The organism is Planctomycetota bacterium (assembly GCA_016235865.1).
Classification (GTDB): Bacteria; Planctomycetota; MHYJ01; order JACQXL01; family JACQXL01; genus JACRIK01.
Window position 1 is genome coordinate 40,981 of record JACRIK010000018.1, and the last position, 21,744, is coordinate 62,724.

The window sequence follows — 21,744 nt, forward strand, 5'->3', positions numbered from 1 at the left end:
GGATAACTCGCTGTAACGATTACTAATCGCTAACAGCGAGTAATAGGAGGTTTGATATGGAGACATTAAGGAAATTCATTGCCATGGTTTTCTTTGTTTATGTTATTTTGGTAACGGTAGCCTGCTTATGGCTGGGGTTGTCCAGGTCGTCTTTACTCGTGGATGTAAAGAAGGCGCAGCTTGATTTGGAACAGGTGAAAGAGAAATATGATTCGGACAAGAAAAATTCATTAAACGATAATACGCGTATCGCGGAGCAGCTAGTCACTTTCCAGAAAGAAAGAGATGCCGCCAAGGCAGAATACCAGAACGCCCTCAGCCGTACGGAACGGCTTATTACAGAGAGCGATGCGGCGAAGAAAAAATTGGAAGCCACCAGAACGGAACTTGCCAAGACCAGAAACGAAAAGGCAGTTTTGGAGACTGAGCGGCAGGCTACCGTAGAACCATTAATCAGGCAGGCGCAGAATGAAGCCAGGGTTTCATACGAAAAGGAGAAGCTGAAGATTACCAGGGAACTTGATGATGTCAGGGAGTTTCTCCGAAAGGTCCAGTCTGAGCGCGATAGCGTCACCACCGAATACCAAAAAAACAAGTCGGAAAACAGTTTGCTCCGCGACGAGAAGGCAGCGCTGGAAAAGAAGGTTTCTACCTATGACAAACAGCTGCGCAACGAGACGCAGGAGAAGAATAAATTAAAGGAAGAGTCCGGCGACCTCAGGGAAGCCAATAACAACTATTCCAAGGAAAATGCCGGTCTGATTTTAACAAATGCCAAGCTCCAACAGCAATCCAAGGAAACGGCCAAGGAATTATCGTTGCTTAAGACGCTCCTGGCGGATTCCAAGGAGCAGGTTGCGAAACTAAACCGGGAAAGAGACGGACTTGATGTCCAGTTTAATGCCGAGAAGTCCGAAAAGGGCAAGTATTATGACGAGAGCAAAAAATACCGCGAGTTGAGCGATAAACTAGCCAAAGAGCTTTCGGCCGAGAAAGACACCGCCCGGAAGCTCTCCGAAGAGTTAAAAACCGAAAAGATGGAAAAAACAGGCCGGATTAATGAGCTTGCCAAGCTCTCGGACGACCTTAAGTCTCGGAATAAAATCCTTGCCGAGGACCTGCGCAAGACGACCACAGAGAAAGAAGATGTTCTGATAAAGTGGAAGTCGGCCGATGATAAAATCGTGCTTATGGAAAAAGATATCAGGCGTCTGGAGGATGGTAAGAAATCCCTGGAGGCCAAATATGAATCAAGAGACAAGGAATTCCAGAAGACCGAATCGGAATACCAGAAAACCCAGAGGAGCCTGGCTAAATTAGAGCAGGAATATACGGCTGTTTCAGAAACGCTGCGGACCAGTAGGGAATCAGAGGCCAGAATAAAAGAGCAATTAGCCGGCGCCCAAAAGTCCTCGCGTGAAATAGAGGCGCGCTTGAGAACTGAGATAGGCAAGAATGAAGACCAGGTTACTGCGCTGGCCAGCCAGAATACAGGACTGCAGGATTCGCTGACCAAAACAAAGTCCGACCTGCAGTCAGCCGCAAACAGCCTGAAATCAGAACAGGCGGAAAAATATAAGTATTACGAAGAGTACAAGATGCAGATGGCCAAAAACACGGAATTGCAGAGGCAGGTTGAGAATGCTAATCTGAAAATACAATCTTCGGATGAGGAGAAGAAGCTCTCCGCGGAACGGCTTAAGGAATCACAGGTACAGGCCGATATTCTGCGCAAGGAGAATACTAATCTCAAGACCCAGTCAATCGCATTGGACACCCAAATAACCCAGTTTAAGACCCAGCTGGATATTGCTTCGAGGCAGCTGGCTGATAAGGAGACTACGCTTTCGGCCAAAATAGCGGAATTGAGCAAATCTCTTGCGCAGGTAACGGATGAAAAGGAAAAGATTAGGGTGGAAAAGGCCGGTATTGAAGAGGCGAGGGTCAGGATTGACAAGGACTATCGGGCGGTTTCAGAAACGCTTAGGGCCTATGATGCGGAAGTAAGCAAAATAAGGCAGGTTAATGCCGACATCCAGAATAAGCTTGCCAAGAGCGAAGAGTTGAGGGGTAAAACGGAAAGGGAATTAGCAACGCTTGCAGAAACACTAAAAGCTACTCAGGAATCCGAGCGTAAATCTCAGGAACATTTGGTTGCTCTTAAATCAGATACGGTTGCGCTCAACAGCAAACTTGCCAAGAGCGAAGAGTCGAGAAGTAAGCTGGAAAAAGAATCGGCGGCTATTGCCGATGCCCTTAAGATGTCACAGGAAGCGGAACGTAAATCAAAAGAGCAGTCAGCCGTAATTCAGAAATCATACCAGGAAGCAGAGGCACGAACCAAAGAGCAAATAGTTAAGAGCGACGAGCAAATTACAGCGCTTAATAATACGGCCAAGAAATTGGGCGCGGAAAGGGAATCGCAGGATAAGCAGCTTAGGGATCTTAATGAACAATTAGGGCTTTTGGCTAAGGAGAACAAGGGCCAGAAGGAGCAATTAGCTAAGCTTGACAAGGATATTAAAGCTAAAGCCGGCGAACTCGCTTCTTTGCAAGGCGCGTTAAGCGAGGAAAAGGCAAAGTCCCTGGATGACAAGGTAAAGCACGAGGAAAATCAGGCGAAGAATGAGGAGCATATTAACACGCTAAAATCAGACGTTTCAAATCTTACTGCCAACAACAAGAAATTAAATAAGCAGGCGGAATCGCAGGACAAGCAGCTGAGAGACCGGGATGAGCAGGTAATGATGCTTTCCAAGGACAATAAGGATTACAAGGAGAGAAACGGGTCATTAGAAAAGCAATTGTCTAAGGTGGAAGTCGAGGCCAGGACCAAAATAACTGAGCTCAATGACAAGTTGCGTTCGGCCACATCGGAGCGCGACGATACCCTCAGTCGTTTGAGGTTTACCATGGATAAGGTTAGTTCCCTGGAAAAGGATATTAAGCGTTATGATGATACCAATAAGTCATTGGAAGCGAAATATGAATCCCGGGACAAAGATTACCGGTCCGTTGAAATTGAGAGGCAGAAGGTCACTGTAGATTTAAAGAATGCCAATGACAGGATTACCCTGCTTCAGAAGGACAAGGAAGATGTAATAATATCTCTTAAGAACGCAGAATCGCAGATAGCCAAGACAAAAGAGTTGTCAGCCAGGAGCGAGGAAGAGCTGCGTTCGCTGCAGAAGACGCTTAAAGACGTGGAGGCGCAGAATGGGAGTACGGTTGCCAATCTTCATTCGCAAGTAGTAACTCTTAAAGAACAGGTGGGCGACCTGTCCAAGTCGCTTAAGGTTGCCGTAGATGAGCGCGAAAAGGTAAAAGAGGAGAAGAGCAAGAACGAATTAAGTTTGACGGTTGTAACCAAGGATAATAATTCCTTGAAGGATAAGAATGACCAGCTGCTCAAAGACTTCTCGGCACTCCAGAGCAAAATCAAGGTGCAGGAATACGAGCTTAACGAGGCGCTTAAGAAGGAGCGGGAATCATACCAGCAGGCCCTGAGCGACCTGAATACCACCCGGGAAACCTTAAGAGGCGCCCAATGGCAGGTTTCTGAATTACAGACCAAGAACGCCACGCTGGATAAATCTGTTGCCTCACTGCAGAATCAGTTAAAGAGCCAGGAATCCGATATGCAGGCGACCATCAAGCAGGAACGGGATATGAAAAGTAATTACCTGTCAAGGTTAGAAGACGCGGAAGGCAAGATAAACAACTATATGAAGGTGGAAATAGACCTCAGGCAGAAGAATTCCACCCTGGAAAAAGAGATGGCGGGCATTAAGGTTACCATGAACGAGAAGATTGCCGAGGCGATGAAACAGAAAGAGACGGATTATCTCAACCGTTTACGGGAAGCCAATGAACGGGTTAAGGCGATGGAAGATACCCTCACGCGGGAGAGGTCGTCTTTTTACGCCAAACTGGCTGAATACGCCACGACCAGCCGGCTATTTGACGATGCCATAGAGTATTATGAGAAGGCCTTGGTGCTCGCGCCCAAGAATGCCACGTACTATTACAATATGGGTATAATATATGATGAAAACATAGATAATGCTTCCAAGGCAATCTTCTGCTATTCTAAATATTTGGAATTAGCGCCGGATGCGGTTGACCATGAGAAGGTCAAGAAGTGGATTGAAAATCTGCAGAAACGCCTTAAGGGTTCTAAAGATAGCTTTATAAAATAGGACTATAACGCGCCTTTTTATTAAAGACGTTAATAAAACGTTGTAATGGGTCTTTAGCAAGGTGGAAAGGCGAAATCCTGCGATCTTTCTTTCTTCCGGGTTCCCATATCTGCCAGGGATAACGGTATTGGCATGCTTCTCCGGTGACACTCCTGCTTAGTTTATTGTAGTTTTGCTTTAAGGAATTAAGAATTCTCACTTTATAAACAATTTAAACAGATTAAGCAGCATATAATAATGCCTGTCGGGGTAACCCAAGACAGGAGAGCTTTAGATGGGGAGCGCTGGAGGGAAATAGGTTTATTGATTAATCGGCCGAGATATTCGGTCCGGAAGACAGTAGTGGCTGCGCTCCCCATTTTTAACATAATTATTTAACCTTTATTTTATGCGGTTGCTTTTTACTCGCTGTTAATACCGCTATAAGCGGGATGTTACAGTGAGTTATCCCGCCGCGGTCTTGCCAAGGCGGGACGCCTTGCGTTCCTGCATTGCCTTGAGTTTGGCCGTCATTTTGGCCGTTTCGGCATCCAGTTTTTCTTCCATATACTCGTTAAAAGCGCACTGACCGCAACGATAAACATTAGAGCAGAGCCGGTAGGTCACCTGGCCGGCCAGCGTATAACGGCAGGCCCGTTCCGGACCGGGTTTTTCCAGCATCTTCTTGATGGCGTCCATCATCATTGGTCGGTTACCCACCTGCGCGCCCTTGTCCATTAAGCCCTGGGCAAATTCGCAACTGTCACAGCGGAAATTGTTACTGCAGACCCGGTAAGAAACCACCCCGGCCTTGGACCAGATGCACTGCTTTTCCGTTTTGGCCTTGGGTTTTTCCTTGACCTCAACTTCCGCTTCAGGCGTGGTAGTGGTTGTTTCCGGCTTGGTCGGTGGTTCTAAAACCGGCGTTCCAACCGAGCCGCTTTTCTGATAAACATCCTCAATGGCCTTTTCCAGTTTATCCAGAGTAAAGGGCTTGAGCAGGTAATCGCTGGCGCCGGACTTCATCGCATCGACTGCGCTCTCGGCCGTACCGTAGGCCGTAATGATAATCACCAGAATCTGCGGTGAGGTCTGTTTCATCCGTCTCATTACCTCCATACCGTCCATTCCAGGCATCTTCAGGTCAACCACGGCCGTATCAAATCTGGCCTCCTTGACGCGGCTGATGGCCTCTTCGCCGTTACAGGCGCACTCAACATCATAGTTATCGCCCTTGAGCCATTCGGAAACGCTATCGCGGACAATTGCCTCGTCATCAACTAACAGAACTCTTGGTCTTTTCATAAATCACCTCTCTTAGAGCCAGTTGGAGGTCCACTAAGGTGAAACGATTTACTGGCTCTTAGACCCGACCTACCGTCGGGCTTATCTTATTTTTCATTGCCCACCTATCATATATGCAAATACTGTGCCAGTCAGGCACAGGTTACACATATTAATAAGACAGTTTAGCATAACTATCTAAATAATAATATGATAGGATAATATATTTTTATATAACCCTTCTTCTCATTATGTAATTAGCGGTGAAAAGGCGTGGTAATCGTCCTAAAATAGGACACCAGCTGTCCGATTTTAGGACAGCTATCAGAAAGGAAAAGTGTTTTGAAAATGCCTGATTGAGAACAGATACTCTACTTTTTTGTTATTTGGTATTCCTTGAGTTTATTATGGAGGGTAGAGCGGGAGATACCCAAGGTCTTGGCAGTTCGGGTGTAGTTCCATTTGTTTTCATCTAAAACTTTAATTATTTGCTTCTTTTCCGCATCTTTCAACGATGTTTTATCTGAATTGGCGGATGGTGGCGGTTCGCATATCCTACGGTCTTTTAATAGCGGTGGCAGATGTTCCGGTTTGACTATATCATTGCGGCATAAGACCACGCTATATTCTATGGCGTTTTCCAGTTCCCGGACATTACCGGTCCAGGTGTGCTTCATAAAGTAGTCCATTACCTCAGGCGAGAAATCTCTGATATTTTTATTGTTCTCGGTATTGAACTTCTTGAGGAAGTAGCGGGCCAGAATCGGGATATCATCCGGCCTTTCCCTGAGGGGCGGGACATAGACCGGCACGACATTTAGGCGGTAGAACAGGTCTTCCCTAAAAGTGCCTTCCTCAACCCGCTTCTTGAGGTCGCGATTGGTCGAGGTGACCACCCGGACATCCACTTTGACTATCTCGTTACCGCCCACGCGGTTGAGTTCCTTTTCCTGCAGGACGCGCAAGAGATGGACCTGGACATTAGGCGAGATGTCGCCGATTTCATCCAGGAAAATCGTGCCGCCATGGGCCAGTTCAAACTTGCCCTTTTTCTGGGCAATGGCGCCGGTGAACGAGCCCTTTTCGTGGCCGAAGAGTTCGCTTTCCAGGAGGCTCTCGGGCAGCGCCGCGCAGTTAAGCGAGACGAACGGCCCTTTATGGCGCAAACTCTCGGCATGCACGGCCCGGGCCACCAGTTCTTTGCCGGTGCCGGTCTCGCCCAGAATCAGGACCGTGGCATTGCTCTTGGCTACGGTTTTAATCAGTTCAAACACCGCCTGCATCTTTGGGCTCTTTCCGACCAGTTCTTCAAACTGATATTTTCGGGATAATTCCTTCTTGAGGGCAATATTTTCCCTGACCACGTTTTTATGAGCCATTATATTGTTAATAATAACCTCCACCCGTTCCGGGCAGAATGGTTTTTCCAGGTAGTCATAGGCGCCGGCCTTGATGGCATCTATGGCCGAGGCAATGGTGCCGTAGGCGGTCATGATAATCACGGACAGATCGGGATTGATTTCCTGCGCCTGCTTCATCAGCTGCATACCGTCCATACCGGGCATCTTCAGGTCAGCCAGCATAATATCAATATCCGCGTCCTTGATGATATTCAGCGCCTGGGGTCCGTCTGCCGCAGTCAGTGACTCGTAACCGGTATCAGTCAGCCACTCGGCCAGCGAATTACGGATTACTTCTTCATCGTCTACTACAAGTATCTTATACTTTTCCATAATTGGTTATTGTTTTTCTTTCAGCCAGACCGTAAAGGTCGTGCCTTTGCCGTATTCGCTTTCTACTTTAATATCGCCGTCGTGGCGCTGAATGATACCGTAGCAGACGGCCAGGCCCAGTCCGATGCCCACGCCTTTTTCCTTGGTGGTAAAGAAGGGCGTAAATAGTTTCTTGAGATTCTCCGGCGTAATGCCGCTTCCGGTATCCTGGAATCGCACGCCGATAAAGTTTTTCTGCTTATCGCTGACCGTACTGATGGTCAGCGTGCCGCCTTTGGTCATGGCGTGAATCGCATTCAGGATGATATTAGTAAATACCTGCTGGAGTTGATCCGGGTCGGCTGCTATTTGAGGGATACTGCTGTATTGTTTGACTATCTTGACATTACTTAGTTCGGCCTGGTGGGTCAGCATAATCAGGGCATTATCTATGGATTTGGCCAGGTCAATCGGTCTGATAGACGGCCGGCTCTGGCGCGAGAATTCCAGCAGACTCTTGATAATCCGGGTGCAGCGCTCGGTCTCCTTTTCCATCGTGGATAGTTTCTTTTCCAGCTCCTCAGGCGGGATGGCCTTGCCGGCCCGAATATTCTTGAGCATCAACTGGGCATAGGTCAGGACGCCGCTTAATGGGTTATTAATCTCGTGGGCTACGCCGGCCGCCATCTGGCCTAAGGACGACATCTTTTCCATTTGAATCAGCGCGGCCTGGGTCTCGGCCTTGAGTTTCTCGTCCCGTTCCTTGATGGCCTCAATCATCACGTTAAAGGTCTTGCTTAATTCGCCTATCTCGTCTCTGGATTCCACCTCGACCTCCTGGTTGAAGTCGCCGCCGGCAATCTTACCGGCCGCGTTGACCAGATGCCGGATGGGACTGGTGATGCTGGCGGAAAGGAGATAACCGATAAGCAGGGCTACCAACACGCCGATGACAGTAATGCTGATAAAGAGCCAGAGCGTCTCGTTCTTGATATCCACGAACTTCGCTTCAAGTATGCCGACATACAAGATGCCGATAATCCGGCCTTCAATATCCTTAATCGGCTCATAAGCCGTGAAATACCAATCCGTAACCACAAAGGCTCGTTCAATCCAGGGTTGGCCTTTAACCAGGACCTGCTCGCCGACATCAGCCGCAATCCGGGTGCCGATGGCCCGTTCGCCTGCCTTAGTCTTGACATTGGTGGAGATTCTCAAATCGTCCTGGAAGATGGTGGCCGTGCCGATATCTTTGCCTTTATAGGTCTGTCCCTCAAAAACGATATCCTTTATCTTGTCCACAATCTTATAATTGCGGTTAATCATTACGCCGCCGTACAGGACGCCCAGAAGATTGCCGTTATTATCCATTACCGGCGAAGCGGATTTGATGGCCATTCCCGATGTCTCTTCGGTCTTGTCAGTCGGCTTGGCGTGCGGGGTCTGGATAAATTTGAAATACGCCTGTTGTGCCAATTCAGGCGAGCACTTGAGCATTTCCGCTTTTGATACTATCTCGGTGCCGCTAAAGGTGTCCTTTTCGGTCAATGCCTTCCTGACAATAGCCGACCAGGTCTGGTCATCGCCGACCAGAGAGGCGTTTCTGGGCCTAGCCACGACTCTGCCCTGGGCATCAAGCAGGGTCAGGAAATCCAGCGACTCCCTGGCCCGGACCGTGGCAATCTCGGAGTTAAGGGTAGGATAATCCTTTTTGATCAGGGCGTCCTTGATATAGAAACGCTCGGCCGTCAGGCGGACGATGGTTCGGACGTTGTTGACCTCGCCCTGGTATATCTCGCGGGCCGAGTTCAGGTCGGTCCGGACCTTATCCTGCGCCTGGGTGATAATGCCTTTGCCGATGAGATGAATCCCGACCACCGTGGCAATCGAACCGATTATTACCACCACGATGACAAAACTGATAATGAGTTTGTTCCGCAGTAGTTTCATATGGCATTAGCGTAGCAAGAAAGAAAGGGAGCATCAAGAAAATAATTAACCACGAAGAACAACCCCCTTTATATTCCCCCTTTGTTAAGGGGGAGCACGGAGCGACAGCGGAGTCCCGCCCCAGCGGGAAGGGGGTTTTTTCCTTTTATATCTTTATCTCTAACGGGGCTTAAAGAACTCGCCGGTGATATTAGCCCACTCCGCATCCTTGATGAGTGAGGGAATATTGCCCACCAGATTGCCCGCGCCGTCGGTCATGGTGATGCCCAGTTCCTTATTCAGCCGCTGGTGGAGCTTTTCCGAATGCTCTTTCATCACCCTGGTGGCCTTGAGCGGCGAGATGAGTTTATCAATCGCCTCATCGCGGTTATCGGCCTTGACCGTGAACAGCCAGCCCTGTTGGTAGGGGTCCTGGGCGGTCAGCGACGGCACTGACCTGGTCAGCGGATTGGTCTCCACCACCGAACCGGCAAAGGGCAGATACATGGCCAGCCGGCGGTTGCCGATACTTAATTCCCAGACCGGCTTGTCCTGTTGGAATGATTTATCAGACGATACCCCATCCACCCGGCCCAGGAACTTGGCAGTGAAATCATCCACGCCGACCCGGAACTTACCGTTCAGCGGCTTGACCCAGATATGGCCGTTGGTGTAGTAGCGATTGGGGATAATCTGGAATTGGTCAACCTGGATGGTATGCTGTTTGGCGGCCGGCCTGGCTACGAATGCCGGATGCACGCCTAGTGTATCCTCAAGACGCTGGTCCACCTCGCATTTCTGGCACTGGAAGGCATTGGAACATATCTTATGCGAGATTAGTCCCATTAGTGAGTAACGGCATTCCCTATCGCCGGACGAGATATAAAGCGCCCAGCGCTTGCGCGCCTCGGTTTCCATCTGGATGGCGCCGGTCGGGCAGACATAGGTGCAGGCCCCGCAACCCAGGCACTCCTCAGGCGCTTCCTTGAATGCCGCCTCTATCTTCTTGGAGGTGCCGCGGCTGGCGAATCCGATGGCATGGGCGCCCAGGATTTCGCTGCAGACCCGGATGCACAGGCCGCACAGGATGCACTTCTCGTTCTTTAACTTGAATCTTGGTTTGGTAATCTTATAATCTTTGGCCATTTCCTGCAGGACCTTGGATTCAGGCGAACGGGCCAAAAGCAGTTCCACCAGCAGTTTGCGGTTCTGTTCCACCCGTTTGCTGTGGGTCTGGACCTCGATGCCCTCTGCCACCGGATACAGGCAGGAGACGACCAGTTTGGTCTTGCCCTTCTGCGTTACCTCAACCTGGCAGAGCCGGCAGGAGCCGTAGCCGGTCAGGTCCTTGTGATAGCACAGGGTCGGCACATCCACCCCGGCCTTGCGGATGGCGTCCAGAACCGTCTTGCCTTTTTCTATTTGGACCTGGTCACCATTAATCTTTAGATTCAACATATACTCTCCTCTTTATTCACCACAAAGAGCACAAAGTTCACAAAGAATTCTTTGTGTTCTTAGTGTCCTTTGTGGTTGCATTTAAGCGTTTACTAATTCTTTCTCCACCGACGGATGCCGGCCCGGTATAATACTTATCGAGTCAAACTTGCAGGTATCCATACACACCCCACACTTGATGCACTTGAACTGGTCAATCTTATGCGGCACCTTTTTAGCGCCGGTGATGGCCTCAGCCGGGCAGGGTTTGATGCACGCGCCGCAGGCCTTGCAGGCCTTCTCGTCAATGGTGTAGTGGATTAATTCCTTGCACACCCCGGACGGGCATTTCTTGTCTTTAATATGGGCCTCGTATTCATCGCGGAAATATTTCAGCGTGGTCAGGACCGGATTCGGCGAGGTGGCGCCCAGCTGGCATAGGGACGAATCCTTGACCGTGGCGGCCAGTTCCTCGAGGAGTTCGATATCGCCATCCTTGCCCCGGCCGTCGCAGATGTCTTTCAGGATTTCATGCATCCGGGTGATGCCTTCCCGGCAGGGTACGCACTTGCCGCAGGATTCCTCGCTTAAGAAATTGAGGAAATACTGGGCCACGTCCACCATACAACTGTTCTCGTCCATCACAATCATACCGCCCGAGCCCATCATCGAGCCGGCCGCGGTCAGCCGGTCGTAATCCACCGGCAGGTCCAGCATCTTATCAGGGATACAGCCGCCGGACGGCCCGCCGGTCTGGACGGCCTTGAATTTCTTATTGCCCCTGATTCCGCCGCCGATGCCAAAGACGATTTCCCTGAGAGAAATACCCATCGGCACTTCCACCAGTCCGGTGTTATTGACCTTGCCGACCAGCGAAAATATCTTGGTGCCCTTGCTCCCGCCCCAGGGATTGGCAGTCACATCTCCGGTGCCGATTTTGGTAAACCAATCCACGCCTTTATTGATAATCAGCGGGACATTGGCCCAGGTCTCGACGTTATTCAGGCAGGACGGCCGGTTATAAAGCCCGTGTTCCACCATATGGATGTATTTGGCGCGCGGCTCGCCGATCTTGCCTTCTAATGACGCCATCAGGGCTGACGATTCGCCGCAGACAAAGGCGCCGCCGCCCCGGTTGATGTTCATCACGAAATTAAATCCGCTGCCCAGGATGTTCTTGCCCAGCAGGCCGCTCTCCTCGGCCTGTTTCAGGGCATTGGCAAATAGTTCCACGGCCAGGGGATACTCGTCGCGGATATAAATGTATCCGACATTAGAGCCGATGGCATAGGCCGCGATAATCATTCCTTCGATGACCGAATGGGGATTGCCTTCCAGGAGCGAGCGGTTGGCGTATGCGCCCGGGTCGCCTTCATCGGCATTGCAAATAACGTATTTCAGGTCGCCCTGCGCCTTGCGGCAGGATTCCCACTTGACGCCGGCCGGGAAACCGCCGCCGCCCCGGCCGCGCAGGCCGGATTTCTTTATCATATCAATAATCGCATCCGGCTTCATGGTGCTTAATGACTTGGCCAGGGCCGAGTAGCCGCCGATGGAGATGTAATCCTCAATCTTAGTCGGGTCTATCTTGGTATTCTCGCCGAAGATGATGCGGGTCTGTTTGCTGTAGAAGGGCACGTCGTGTTCGTAGGTGACCTTATTGCCGGTGGTCGGGTCAACATAGAGCAGGCGTTCAATCACCTTCTTGTTCTTGACGGTCTCATTGAGGATTTCCGTGATATCCTCGGGCTTGACGCTGGTATAAAGGATGCCCTCGGGCTGGATGACTACCAGCGGCCCCTTTTCGCAGAACCCGTGGCAGCCGGTCACGCGCAGGGACACGGTATTGGCCAGTCCGGTGGATTTCAGCTGCTCGGCGATGGTAGTGGCAACCAATCTGGAGCCGGTGGCATTACAGCCGGTCCCGCCGCAGAGCACGATAACCTTAGAATTGGGATTCCGGGCCTTGACCAGTGTGTCCTGCCAGGTCTTGAATTCGGGTACGCTATTTAATCGTTTCATTATTATCTCCTTTAATCAATGTTACAAGGGGTTACAAGAAGTTGCTTGAAGTTACAAGAGGTTGCTTAACCTCATGTAACCTTCTGTAACCTCGTGTAACCTTTTATTTGTACTGCTTCAGTATTCCTTCTATCTTCTTGGGTGTTAATTGCCCGTGGTATTCGCCGTTGATGACGATGACCGGACCGAGCGCGCAGGCGCCCAGGCAATTGACGCCCTGGAGGGAATATTTCAGGTCGGTGGTGGTATCCGGGGCCTTGATGCCCAGCCGTCTCTCGATTTCCTCTAAGATGCGTTTGCCGCCCCGGACATGGCAGGCCGTGCCCAGGCAGACGCTGATGGTATACTTGCCGCGCGGCTTGAGGGTAAATGCCCGGTAGAAGGTAGCCACACTATAGACCCGGTTCAGGGGCACGTCCAGGCGCAGGGCAATGTGCTTCAGTGCCTCCTTGGGCAGGTAATTCAGTTCCTTCTGGGTGTCCTGCAAAATCCCGATAAGGGCCGATTCCTCGTAGAGATGTTTCTCGATGATCTCGTCTACCTTGGCAATTGTCGGTGATTCCGTAGTTACAACGGGCATAATAACTCCTTTTCTTAGAGCCAGTTAGAACGCAGTGAGTTACTGGCTCTTAGATCCCGCAGAATTGCGGGACTACATTATCTTACTTCTTTGCTTCCTCCAAGCAGTTTTCAATAATATTGGTTCTTAGTTCCTTGTATTTGTCACACTTCCAGCACTGGTAATCCACGTTGCACGGTTCCAGGAGAATCTTGCCGGTGACCGTGTATTTGCACTTGCGCAGATGGGCCGGCAGGGTCTTGAGTTTCTCTATCTGGCCGGCTACCTGGGGTTGCTCAACGTATTTACCGTCCTTTTCTATGAGCATCTGTTCGAACTGGCAACTCTGGCAGTCGTAGTTACGGGTGCACAGGCGGTAGGAGACGGTCTCCTGCCTGAGCCAGACGCAGTATTTCTGGTCCTTAGATTCCCCCTTATCAAAGGGGGATGAAGGGGGTTGTAATTCTTTGGCTACAGAACAGGTGGCGCAGGTTGCCGGCTGGGCCTTTTTATGGCGCTTGCCGGTCACGTCCTTAAAGACCGGGCAGGAACCGTTGTCCGTAAAGCACGGGCTGACCAGTTGGGAGGACGAGGCCGGAATCATCTTCTTCATCGGATAGGCCTTGCAATAGCGCATCACCACTTCTTCTAAATATGGGCACGGCATAAAATTAACCTCTCTTAGTCGCTGTTAGACCGAAGGTCGTTACAGCGACTTAGATCCCGATGATGGCGCTAAGCCATCCATCGGGACATTGTTTAAGCCACAGTGTCTTCTTAACTATAAGCAATTCCCGTGCCATAATCCCTATTCTCAGTCAAAAATCTGAGGCAAACTGCGATAACCTATTGAAAGATAAGGCAATAAACGAATATGTAATTGTTACTAATTTCACAGATGGCTTGTAACTGCTATTCACAAAGTGTATAGAAACTCAACACTTCTACTGTATATTTTACGCAATAGGTTGGATTATAAGGAGATAGGGTATAGTTGTAAAACTCTACATAGTGTAGAGAAATTCAACAGTTTTGCAGAAATGTGGGGGGATATAGGGCTTCCCTATGGGGGGTGGTGGGCACCTCTATGGGGGGAGTAGGGCTCCCCTATGGGGGATGGTGGGCACCCCTATGCGGGGAGTAGGGCTCCCCTACACGGGGAGTAGGACACCTCTATGGGGGGTGTTGGACTCCCCTATGGGAGGTGCTGGACACCTCTATGGGGGGTGTTGGACTCCCCTATGGGAGGTGCTGGACACCTCTATGGGGGGTGTTGGACTCCTCTACACGATGAGTGGGATTCCCCTATACGGGGGGTGGGGCTTCTCTATACGGGGAGTAGGGCTCCCCTGTACGGGGAGTTGGGCTCCTCTATACGGGGAGTAGGACTCCTCTATGGGGGGTGTTGGACTCCTCTATGCGGGGAGTAGGACTCCCCTATGGGGGGTGCTGGACTCCTCTATGAGGGGAGCCGTAGAGTTAGTATAGGGGTATGGGTGTAGGGTATATACCTATAGGGTGTAGGGTACCCCCCTATAGGGGCTATAGTAATATGGTAGTAGGACTAGGGTATACCTCTATAGGGACTAGGGTATGCCTATAGTGGGACTAGGGTATGCCTATAGTGGGAGTAGGGTATGCCTATAGTGGGAGTAGGGTATACCTCTAGTGGGAGTAGGGTATGCCTATAGTAGGTCTAGGGTATGCCTATAGTGGGAGTAGGGTATGCCTCTAGTAGGTATGGGGTATGCCTCTAGTAGGTATAGGGTATTACTCTAGTAGGTATGGGGTATGCCTATAGTGGGTATAGAGTATGCCCCTATAGGGACTATAGTATGCCTATAGTAGGTATAGGGTATGCCTCTAGTAGGTATAGGGTATTACTCTAGTAGGTATGGGGTATTCCTCTAGTAGGTATAGGGTATTACTCTAGTAGGTATGGGGTATGCCTCTAGTAGGTATAGGGTATTATCCTAGAGGGTATAGGGTATGCCCCCATAGGGTGTAGGGTATATATCTATAGGGTATAGGGGGGGTATCTAATTAAGTATGGGGTTTCCTGATTCCTGTGATTTCCTGTAGACTATTTGCCCTCCTTGACTTTCTGGATTTCCTCCTCCGACACGCCGAGGGCTTTTAGGGCTTGTTCGGAGTAATCACGAAAGGTTTTATATTCATGCTTAAGGTACTTCTTTATCTCAGGAATAGATTCCTTGTCACCTAAAATTCCAAGCGCCCTGATAGCTTCTGCTAACACAGCAACATCTTTATCATTAAGCAGTTCTTTTATCTTCGGGATGGATTCTTTGTCGCCTAAATTGGCTAGGGCTTTAATGGCCAGACTACGGATTCCCATGGCTTTATCATTAAGTAATTTCCGTAACGTGGGTATGGATTCTTTATCGTTTAATTTGCCGAGCATTAAATATGTTTTATACCGTTTATCAGTATAATCCGGATTAAGTTCAACTGCCTTGTCATAGGCCGTAAGGGCTTCTTCATAGTTGCCTAAGAAAAACAGGATATCACCTTTTGTACCCCACGCTGTCCCATCTTTGGGGTCAAGTTCGATGGCTTTATCCACTACCTTGAGCGCTTCTTTATATCTACCGGATTCGTGCAAGATAGCAGCCTTAGTAAGCCAGGCAATTTTAAATTTAGGGTCAAGTTCAATGGCTTTATCGCAGGCTTTAAGGGCTTCTTCATATTTGCCCAAAGAAACTAAGACAGCGCCTTTTATACTCCACACCGTTTCATCTTTGTGGTCAAGTTCAATGGCTTTATTCAATGCCTTGAGCGCCTCTTCATAACGGCCTAAGGAAAACAGCATACGGCCTTTGTTGCTCCACGCTGTCGCATATTTAGGGTCAAGTTCGACGGCTTTATCCAATGCCTTGAGCGCCTCTTCATGTCTGCCCAAATTACCCAAGGTCGCGCCTTTATTACTCCATGTGTCAGATTCATTCGGATTTAGTTCGATTGCCTTATCATAGGCCTTAAGGGCTTCTTTATGTATATCCAAGCAAGCTAAGGCATCTCCTTTATTACTCCACGTTGTCGCATTTTTGGGGTCAAGTTCTATGGATTTATCGCTGGCTTTAAGGGCTTCTTCGTATCTACCCAAATTATTCAAGGCATATCCTTTGTTACTCCACGCTGCCGCATCTTTAGGGTCAAGTTCAATGGCTTTATCACAGGCCTTATTCGCCTCTTCATATTTACCCAATTTACCTAAGGTCGCGCCTTTATTACTCCACGTTGTTGCATCTTTGGTGTCGAGTTCTATGGCTTTATCAAATACCTTAAGAGCTTCTTCATATCTATTTAAGAAAAGCAAAGCAGCGCCTTTTACATCCCACGCATCAGCATTTTTGGAGTCAAGTTCTAGAGATTTATCGCTGGCTTTAAGGGCTTCTTCATATCTGGTCAAGTTGCCTAATGCAGCGCCTTTATTGCGCCAGGCCTTGGCGTTATTCGGGTCAAGCGCGATAGATTTCTCGGTTGATGCCAATGATTCTTCAAAACGTCTTAGCTTGCCCAGGGCGTGTCCTTTATAATACCAGGCCAGGGTTGATTGAGGGGCAATCTCTATGGCTTTTTCAGAGGCGGTCAGTGCCTCGACAAATTTACCTGCATCACATAATCTGGACGCCTCATCGCACCATATTTTAATGTCCTTGTTAGCCGAATCTATTGGCGTGGCGCTGCACCCGATTACGATAGTAATGATGATGCAGAGGAGAATGATTACCTTTTTCATATCTACATCATTTTTATAATGATTTAACCACCAGATATTGGTTTGTCTTGCACCTTTCGCCGGGATTGTCAATAGGCACGGTGGCAAAGCCGAGTTTTTGCATTACCTGCAAGGCGCCTTTTTGATTGTAACCTATCTGTCCCCGGACGTGCTTACAACCTTTTGCCTTCAGATACCGGAGCGTGTTCTTAATCAGCGTCGGGCCTGATTTGGTGTCATGGCCGACACGGAATGCCAAACCCTCTATGAAAGCAATCCGGTTGTTCTTTAGCGGTCCAATGGCCATGGGACCGATATCCATAGCCATAGCCGCATTGATGCGCGCGCCTGAATCTACCGCACAGATAAAATGGTAATCGCCTTTATCCGTCTTGTCGGCCCGCCACTTCATCACGTCGGGAAATAGCTTCTGGACTTGCGGCCAGATTTTGTGGTTCTCGCTGATATTTATGACCTTCATTTTTCTGCCCTCCTTTTTACTAGAATCCAGTAAAGATTATGCCTGATTATACTCAAGCAAATAGATTTGTCAATACTTTTTTCGCTAATTATGGTTTTCTGCCAATTGATTAAACGGATTTAACACACCCCTAAATCCCCTCTTGATAGAGGGGAGTAAAAGGGATATTTACTTCTGCTCCAGATTATATTTCTTTATCTTGCTGTAGAGCGTGGCCCGGTCGATGTTCAGGATGCCGGCCACCTTCTGGATGTTCCACTGGTGCTTCTTCAGGACCCGGAGGATGTATTCCTTTTCCACCTCGTCCAGCGGTTTGTCCTCAGCCACATAGGCGCAGGGGAACGCGCCCTGGGCCCGGAACGCGGGCGGCAGGCTTTCCATCGTGACGACATTGGTCTTTTCTATGGTCACCGCATGCTCTATGGCGTGCTCCAGTTCCCGGACATTGCCGGGCCAGTTGTGCTCCAGCAGGACCTTGAGCGCGTCCTCGGAGAGCCGCTGAATCTTCTTGCTGTTTTCTATATTATACTTGTGCAGGAAGTGCTCGCACAGGAGCGGGATATCCTCCCGGCGCTCCTGCAAGGGCGGTATATTAATAGTAATCACATTGAGCCGGTAGAACAGGTCCTGCCTGAATTTGCCTTCCTGCATCAGTTTGTTCAGGTCTTTGTTGGTGGCGGCAATGATTCGGACGTCCACCTTAATCGTTTCCTGTCCGCCTACCCGGGTGAATTCGCGCTCCTGCAGGACGCGCAGCAGGTCGGCCTGGGTCTTGGGGTCAATGTCGCCGATTTCGTCCAGGAAGATGGTGCCGTTGTCAGCCAGTTCAAACTTGCCCTTTTTCTGGGCGATGGCGCCGGTGAACGCGCCCTTTTCGTGGCCGAAGAGTTCGCTTTCCAGCAGGGATTCGGTCAGTGCCGCGCAGGAGACGGCCACGAACGGCTTTTCATTGCGCGGGCTGAGCTGGTGGATGGCCCGGGCCACCAGTTCCTTGCCGGTGCCGCTGGCGCCCCGGAGCAGGACGGTGGATTTGGTCGGCCCGACCGTCTTGACCAGTTCAAAGACCTCCTGGATTTTCGGGCTCTTGCCGATGATGTCCTGGAAGGTGTAGCGCTTGGTCAGTTCCCGGCGCAGGAACAGGTTTTCGTCCAGGAGTTTCTGGTGCTCGATAATCTTCTGGATGACCAGGTTAATCTCGTCCGGGTCAAAGGGCTTGGTGATGTAGTCGTATGCGCCGGCCTTCATGGCCTGGATGGCTGTGTCCACCGTGGCATAGGCGGTGATGATGATGACCACGGCCGCGGGCTGGACCTGGCGGGCCTCTTTGAGGATTTCCAGGCCGTTGGTGTCCGGCAGTTTCAGGTCCACCAGCATGATGTTCCATTGGGCCGAGCGGATTTTCTCCACGCCCCTGGCGCCGTTCTCGGCCGTCTCCACGTAGAACCCGAATTTCTGGAGCCAGTCCGAGAGCGACTCGCGCACGATTTCTTCGTCGTCAATGACTAAAATACGGAAGTTATCCATAAATCAACTCCTTTTAACCACAGATTACACAGATATACACAGATTATTGGGATTTTACAATAAAATCATGACAACTAGGACAGAAGGAGCAGTCCTTGCTGTCCACTTCTATTATATTATTGGCAAAGCGCATGACGCAGGCCGGTTCAGGACAGTGTTTCAGTCCGAAGGTATGGCCCAGTTCGTGGACCGCCTCTTTCAGAGCCCTGAGTTTATAGAGTTCTTCGTCCGGGGATTCGTCATTGGCATCGGGTTTCAGGCGGGCCAGAGAGATTAATCCGGCCCGGCCGTCCAGTTGCGCCTCGCCGAAGATATAGGTGAATATCGGGATAAACAGGTCAACCTCGGTAACGCCCATGATTTTGTTCTCATCTGCCGGAGCAGATTCCAGGATGGCCTTGAGTATCTCTGAGGAAAGGCACTGTTGGCGCTGGTCATCGTAACTCTGGGGCGGAACCGGGATGGATGGCAGGGGCTTTACCATCTTGTTGAATATTAAGGGCAGTTCGTCGGTCAGGTATTTAATCATCTTTTCGTCCACTTCTCCAACAGGTCTGATATAAATATTTTCCACATTAATAATACTTACCACTAAGGCACTAAGACACCAAGAAGAAGAGATGATAGATGGAAGAATAAAGATGAAAGAGGATAACTAAAACTATCATCTCTTACCTCTCATCTTTCATCTTTCCTTGCGCATCGTGGTTATCCACCTTGGGCAAGACGGCCTGGACCGGCAGTTTTACGGTAAAGGTCGTGCCCACGCCGACTGTACTGTCCACGTCCACCGTGCCTTTGAGACGGGTGATAATGCCATAGGCCACCGAGAGCCCCAGTCCGGTGCCTTTCTGCTTGGTGGTAAAGAACGGTTCAAAGATGCGGGGCAGGGCATCAGGCGCAATCCCAGAGCCGTTGTCCTGAATCTTGACCTCAATTAGGTTATGGGTGGCCAGGTGCCGGGTGCTCAGGAAGAGCCGGCCCTGGGCGGTCATGGCCTCGCAGGCATTGAGGATGATGTTCATAAAGACCTGCTGGAGTTGGGAGAAGTCAGCCACGGTCCGGGGCAGGGGATTGAGGTTCTTCTCAACCTTGATATCCAGCATAATAATCTGGTGCTCTAGGAAGGACAGGGCCTCGTTCAATATCTGGTTGATATCAATCAGTTGCGGCCGGCTCTCGGTCTGCTTGGCGAAGTTGAGGAGATTGCGGACTACCTCGCTGCACCGGATGGTCTCGCGTTCCATCAGCGACAGGTATTTGGGGAAACTGCCTTCAGGCACGCCCAGGTCTGAGATTTCCTTGCTGATGAGTTTGACATAGGTGCGCAGTCCGGCCAGGGGATTATTTATTTCGTGCGCCACGCCGGCGGCTATCTGACCGATCATGGCCAGCCGCTCGGAGCGGACCACCACCTGCTGGGTGTGGGCCTTGAGTTTGTCGTCCCGCTCCTTGATGGATGAAATCATAAAGTTGAAGGCATTGCCCAGTTCGCCGATTTCGTCCTTGGACCGGACGGTCACTTCCTGGTTAAAGTCGCCCTTGGCCAGTTGATGGGCCGCATTAGCCAGGTAGCGAACCGGCTGGGTGATGCTGTTGGCCAGAAAATATGATGTAATTAGCGCCACGATAATGCCAAGGATAGTGATACTCACCAGCCACCAGATGGCCCGGTTTTCCATATCCATAAACTTCGCCTCAAGTATGCCGACATACAATATGCCGACAATCCGGCCTTCAATATCCTTGATGGGCTCGTAGGCCGTGAAATACCAGTCCTTGACCACGAAGGCGCGTTCAATCCAGGGTTGGCCCTTGGCCAGGACCTGCTCGCCCACATCAGCGGCAATGCGCGTGCCGACCGCCCGTTCGCCTTCCCTGGTGGTGACGTTGGTGGAAATCCTCAGGTCGCCCTGGAAGATAGTGGCCGTGCCGATATCCTTGCCTTTATAAACCTCTTTCTCAAACACGGTTTCCTTGACCTTGTCCACTATTTTATAATTGCGGTTGAGCAGATTTCCGCCGTAGAGGACGCCCAGGAGATTGCCGTTGGAGTCAACCACCGGCGAGGCGGCCTTGATGGTCATTCCGAAGGTCTGCTCGGTCTGGTCAGTCGGCTTGGCGTGCGGGGTGGGGACAATCTTAAAATAGGCCTGAGCGGCCAGTTCAGCGGAGCACTTGAGCATCTCTTCCTTCGGGACGATTTCGGTGCCGGCGAATGTGTCCTTCTCGGCCAATGCCTTGCGGACCAGCGCGGACCAGGTCTGGTCATCGCCGATAAGCGCGGGGTTTTTGGGCCGGATAATCACCCTGCCCTGGGCATCCAGCAGGGTCAGGAAGTCAAGCGATTCCCTGGCCCGGACCGCGGCAATCTCGGAATTAAGGCGCTGGTAATCCTTCCGGATAAGGGCATCCTTGACATAGAATCTTTCGGCGGTTAGGCGGACGATGGTCTTGATATTGCCGACCTCGTTCTGGTAGATTTCGCGGGCCGAATTCAGGTCGGTTCGGACCTTATCCTGGGCCTGTTTGATGATGCCCTCGCCGATAAGGTGCACGCCGATGACGGTGGCAATGGCGCCGGTGAGAATCACCACAATCACGAAACTGATAATGACCTTGCTTCTTAATGAATTCATAATAGCACCACTACTTTAGGTATATAATAACTTAATTATGGGCCTTATTCAAGTAATATTAGACTAATTTGACATAAAAATGGTAATTTTACTTGACATATTATATTATTTTAGTAAGATAGTGATTGTGATAACCATCACAAGCTGACTTGAAGGCATGACAATGTCATGTAGTGATTATTATCACAAACCTGTCTGCACGATATGAACAAAATAACTGCTATACAGCAGACAGGTCTT

At 50.2% G+C, this 21,744-nt stretch carries 13 protein-coding genes; 1 reads left to right on the forward strand and 12 read right to left on the reverse strand.

The annotated features are described in order from the left end of the window. Window positions 1-56: 56 nt before the first annotated feature. On the forward strand, window positions 57-4,199 hold the full coding sequence (locus HZA49_05165) for a hypothetical protein (GenBank protein ID MBI5778826.1): 4,143 nt from the start codon (window positions 57-59) through the stop codon (window positions 4,197-4,199). Window positions 4,200-4,643: 444 nt separating this feature from the next. On the opposite strand, the gene HZA49_05170 is transcribed toward HZA49_05165, so the two are convergent. The 12 genes from HZA49_05170 to HZA49_05225 form a co-directional block, all read right to left on the reverse strand. Further along, complete coding sequence (locus tag HZA49_05170) at window positions 4,644-5,483, reverse strand: response regulator (protein ID MBI5778827.1); 840 nt, start codon at window positions 5,481-5,483, stop codon at window positions 4,644-4,646. A 350-nt stretch (window positions 5,484-5,833) separates the two neighbouring features. Then, entirely contained in the window at window positions 5,834-7,195 is a 1,362-nt protein-coding gene (locus tag HZA49_05175) for a sigma-54-dependent Fis family transcriptional regulator (protein ID MBI5778828.1), read from the reverse strand. A 6-nt stretch (window positions 7,196-7,201) separates the two neighbouring features. Beyond that, entirely contained in the window at window positions 7,202-9,124 is a 1,923-nt protein-coding gene (locus HZA49_05180; GenBank protein ID MBI5778829.1) for a cache domain-containing protein, read from the reverse strand. A gap of 159 nt (window positions 9,125-9,283) precedes the next feature. Next, the gene (locus HZA49_05185; protein ID MBI5778830.1) at window positions 9,284-10,561 is read right to left on the reverse strand and encodes a (2Fe-2S)-binding protein; all 1,278 of its coding nucleotides are present in this window, start codon (window positions 10,559-10,561) and stop codon (window positions 9,284-9,286) included. 81 nt (window positions 10,562-10,642) lie between these two features. Further along, a complete protein-coding gene (locus tag HZA49_05190) occupies window positions 10,643-12,562 on the reverse strand; it encodes a 4Fe-4S binding protein (GenBank protein MBI5778831.1) in 1,920 nt (639 codons plus the stop codon). A 103-nt stretch (window positions 12,563-12,665) separates the two neighbouring features. After that, entirely contained in the window at window positions 12,666-13,142 is a 477-nt protein-coding gene (locus HZA49_05195; GenBank protein MBI5778832.1) for an NAD(P)H-dependent oxidoreductase subunit E, read from the reverse strand. Between the two features lie 82 nt (window positions 13,143-13,224). After that, on the reverse strand, window positions 13,225-13,788 hold the full coding sequence (locus HZA49_05200) for a hypothetical protein (protein ID MBI5778833.1): 564 nt from the start codon (window positions 13,786-13,788) through the stop codon (window positions 13,225-13,227). A gap of 1,416 nt (window positions 13,789-15,204) precedes the next feature. Then, window positions 15,205-16,881: a tetratricopeptide repeat protein gene (locus tag HZA49_05205; protein ID MBI5778834.1), complete on the reverse strand. Its 1,677-nt coding sequence runs from the start codon at window positions 16,879-16,881 to the stop codon at window positions 15,205-15,207. A gap of 13 nt (window positions 16,882-16,894) precedes the next feature. Further along, window positions 16,895-17,341, reverse strand: a complete 447-nt coding sequence (locus HZA49_05210) for a hypothetical protein (GenBank protein MBI5778835.1) — start codon at window positions 17,339-17,341, stop codon at window positions 16,895-16,897. Window positions 17,342-17,509: 168 nt separating this feature from the next. Further along, entirely contained in the window at window positions 17,510-18,865 is a 1,356-nt protein-coding gene (locus HZA49_05215; protein ID MBI5778836.1) for a sigma-54-dependent Fis family transcriptional regulator, read from the reverse strand. A 43-nt stretch (window positions 18,866-18,908) separates the two neighbouring features. Continuing rightward, window positions 18,909-19,439 carry an archaemetzincin family Zn-dependent metalloprotease gene (locus HZA49_05220; protein MBI5778837.1) on the reverse strand — a complete coding sequence of 177 codons (531 nt, stop codon included), beginning with the start codon at window positions 19,437-19,439 and terminating at the stop codon, window positions 18,909-18,911. A 97-nt stretch (window positions 19,440-19,536) separates the two neighbouring features. Next, complete coding sequence (locus tag HZA49_05225) at window positions 19,537-21,504, reverse strand: cache domain-containing protein (protein ID MBI5778838.1); 1,968 nt, start codon at window positions 21,502-21,504, stop codon at window positions 19,537-19,539. Between the last annotated feature and the right edge of the window lie 240 nt (window positions 21,505-21,744).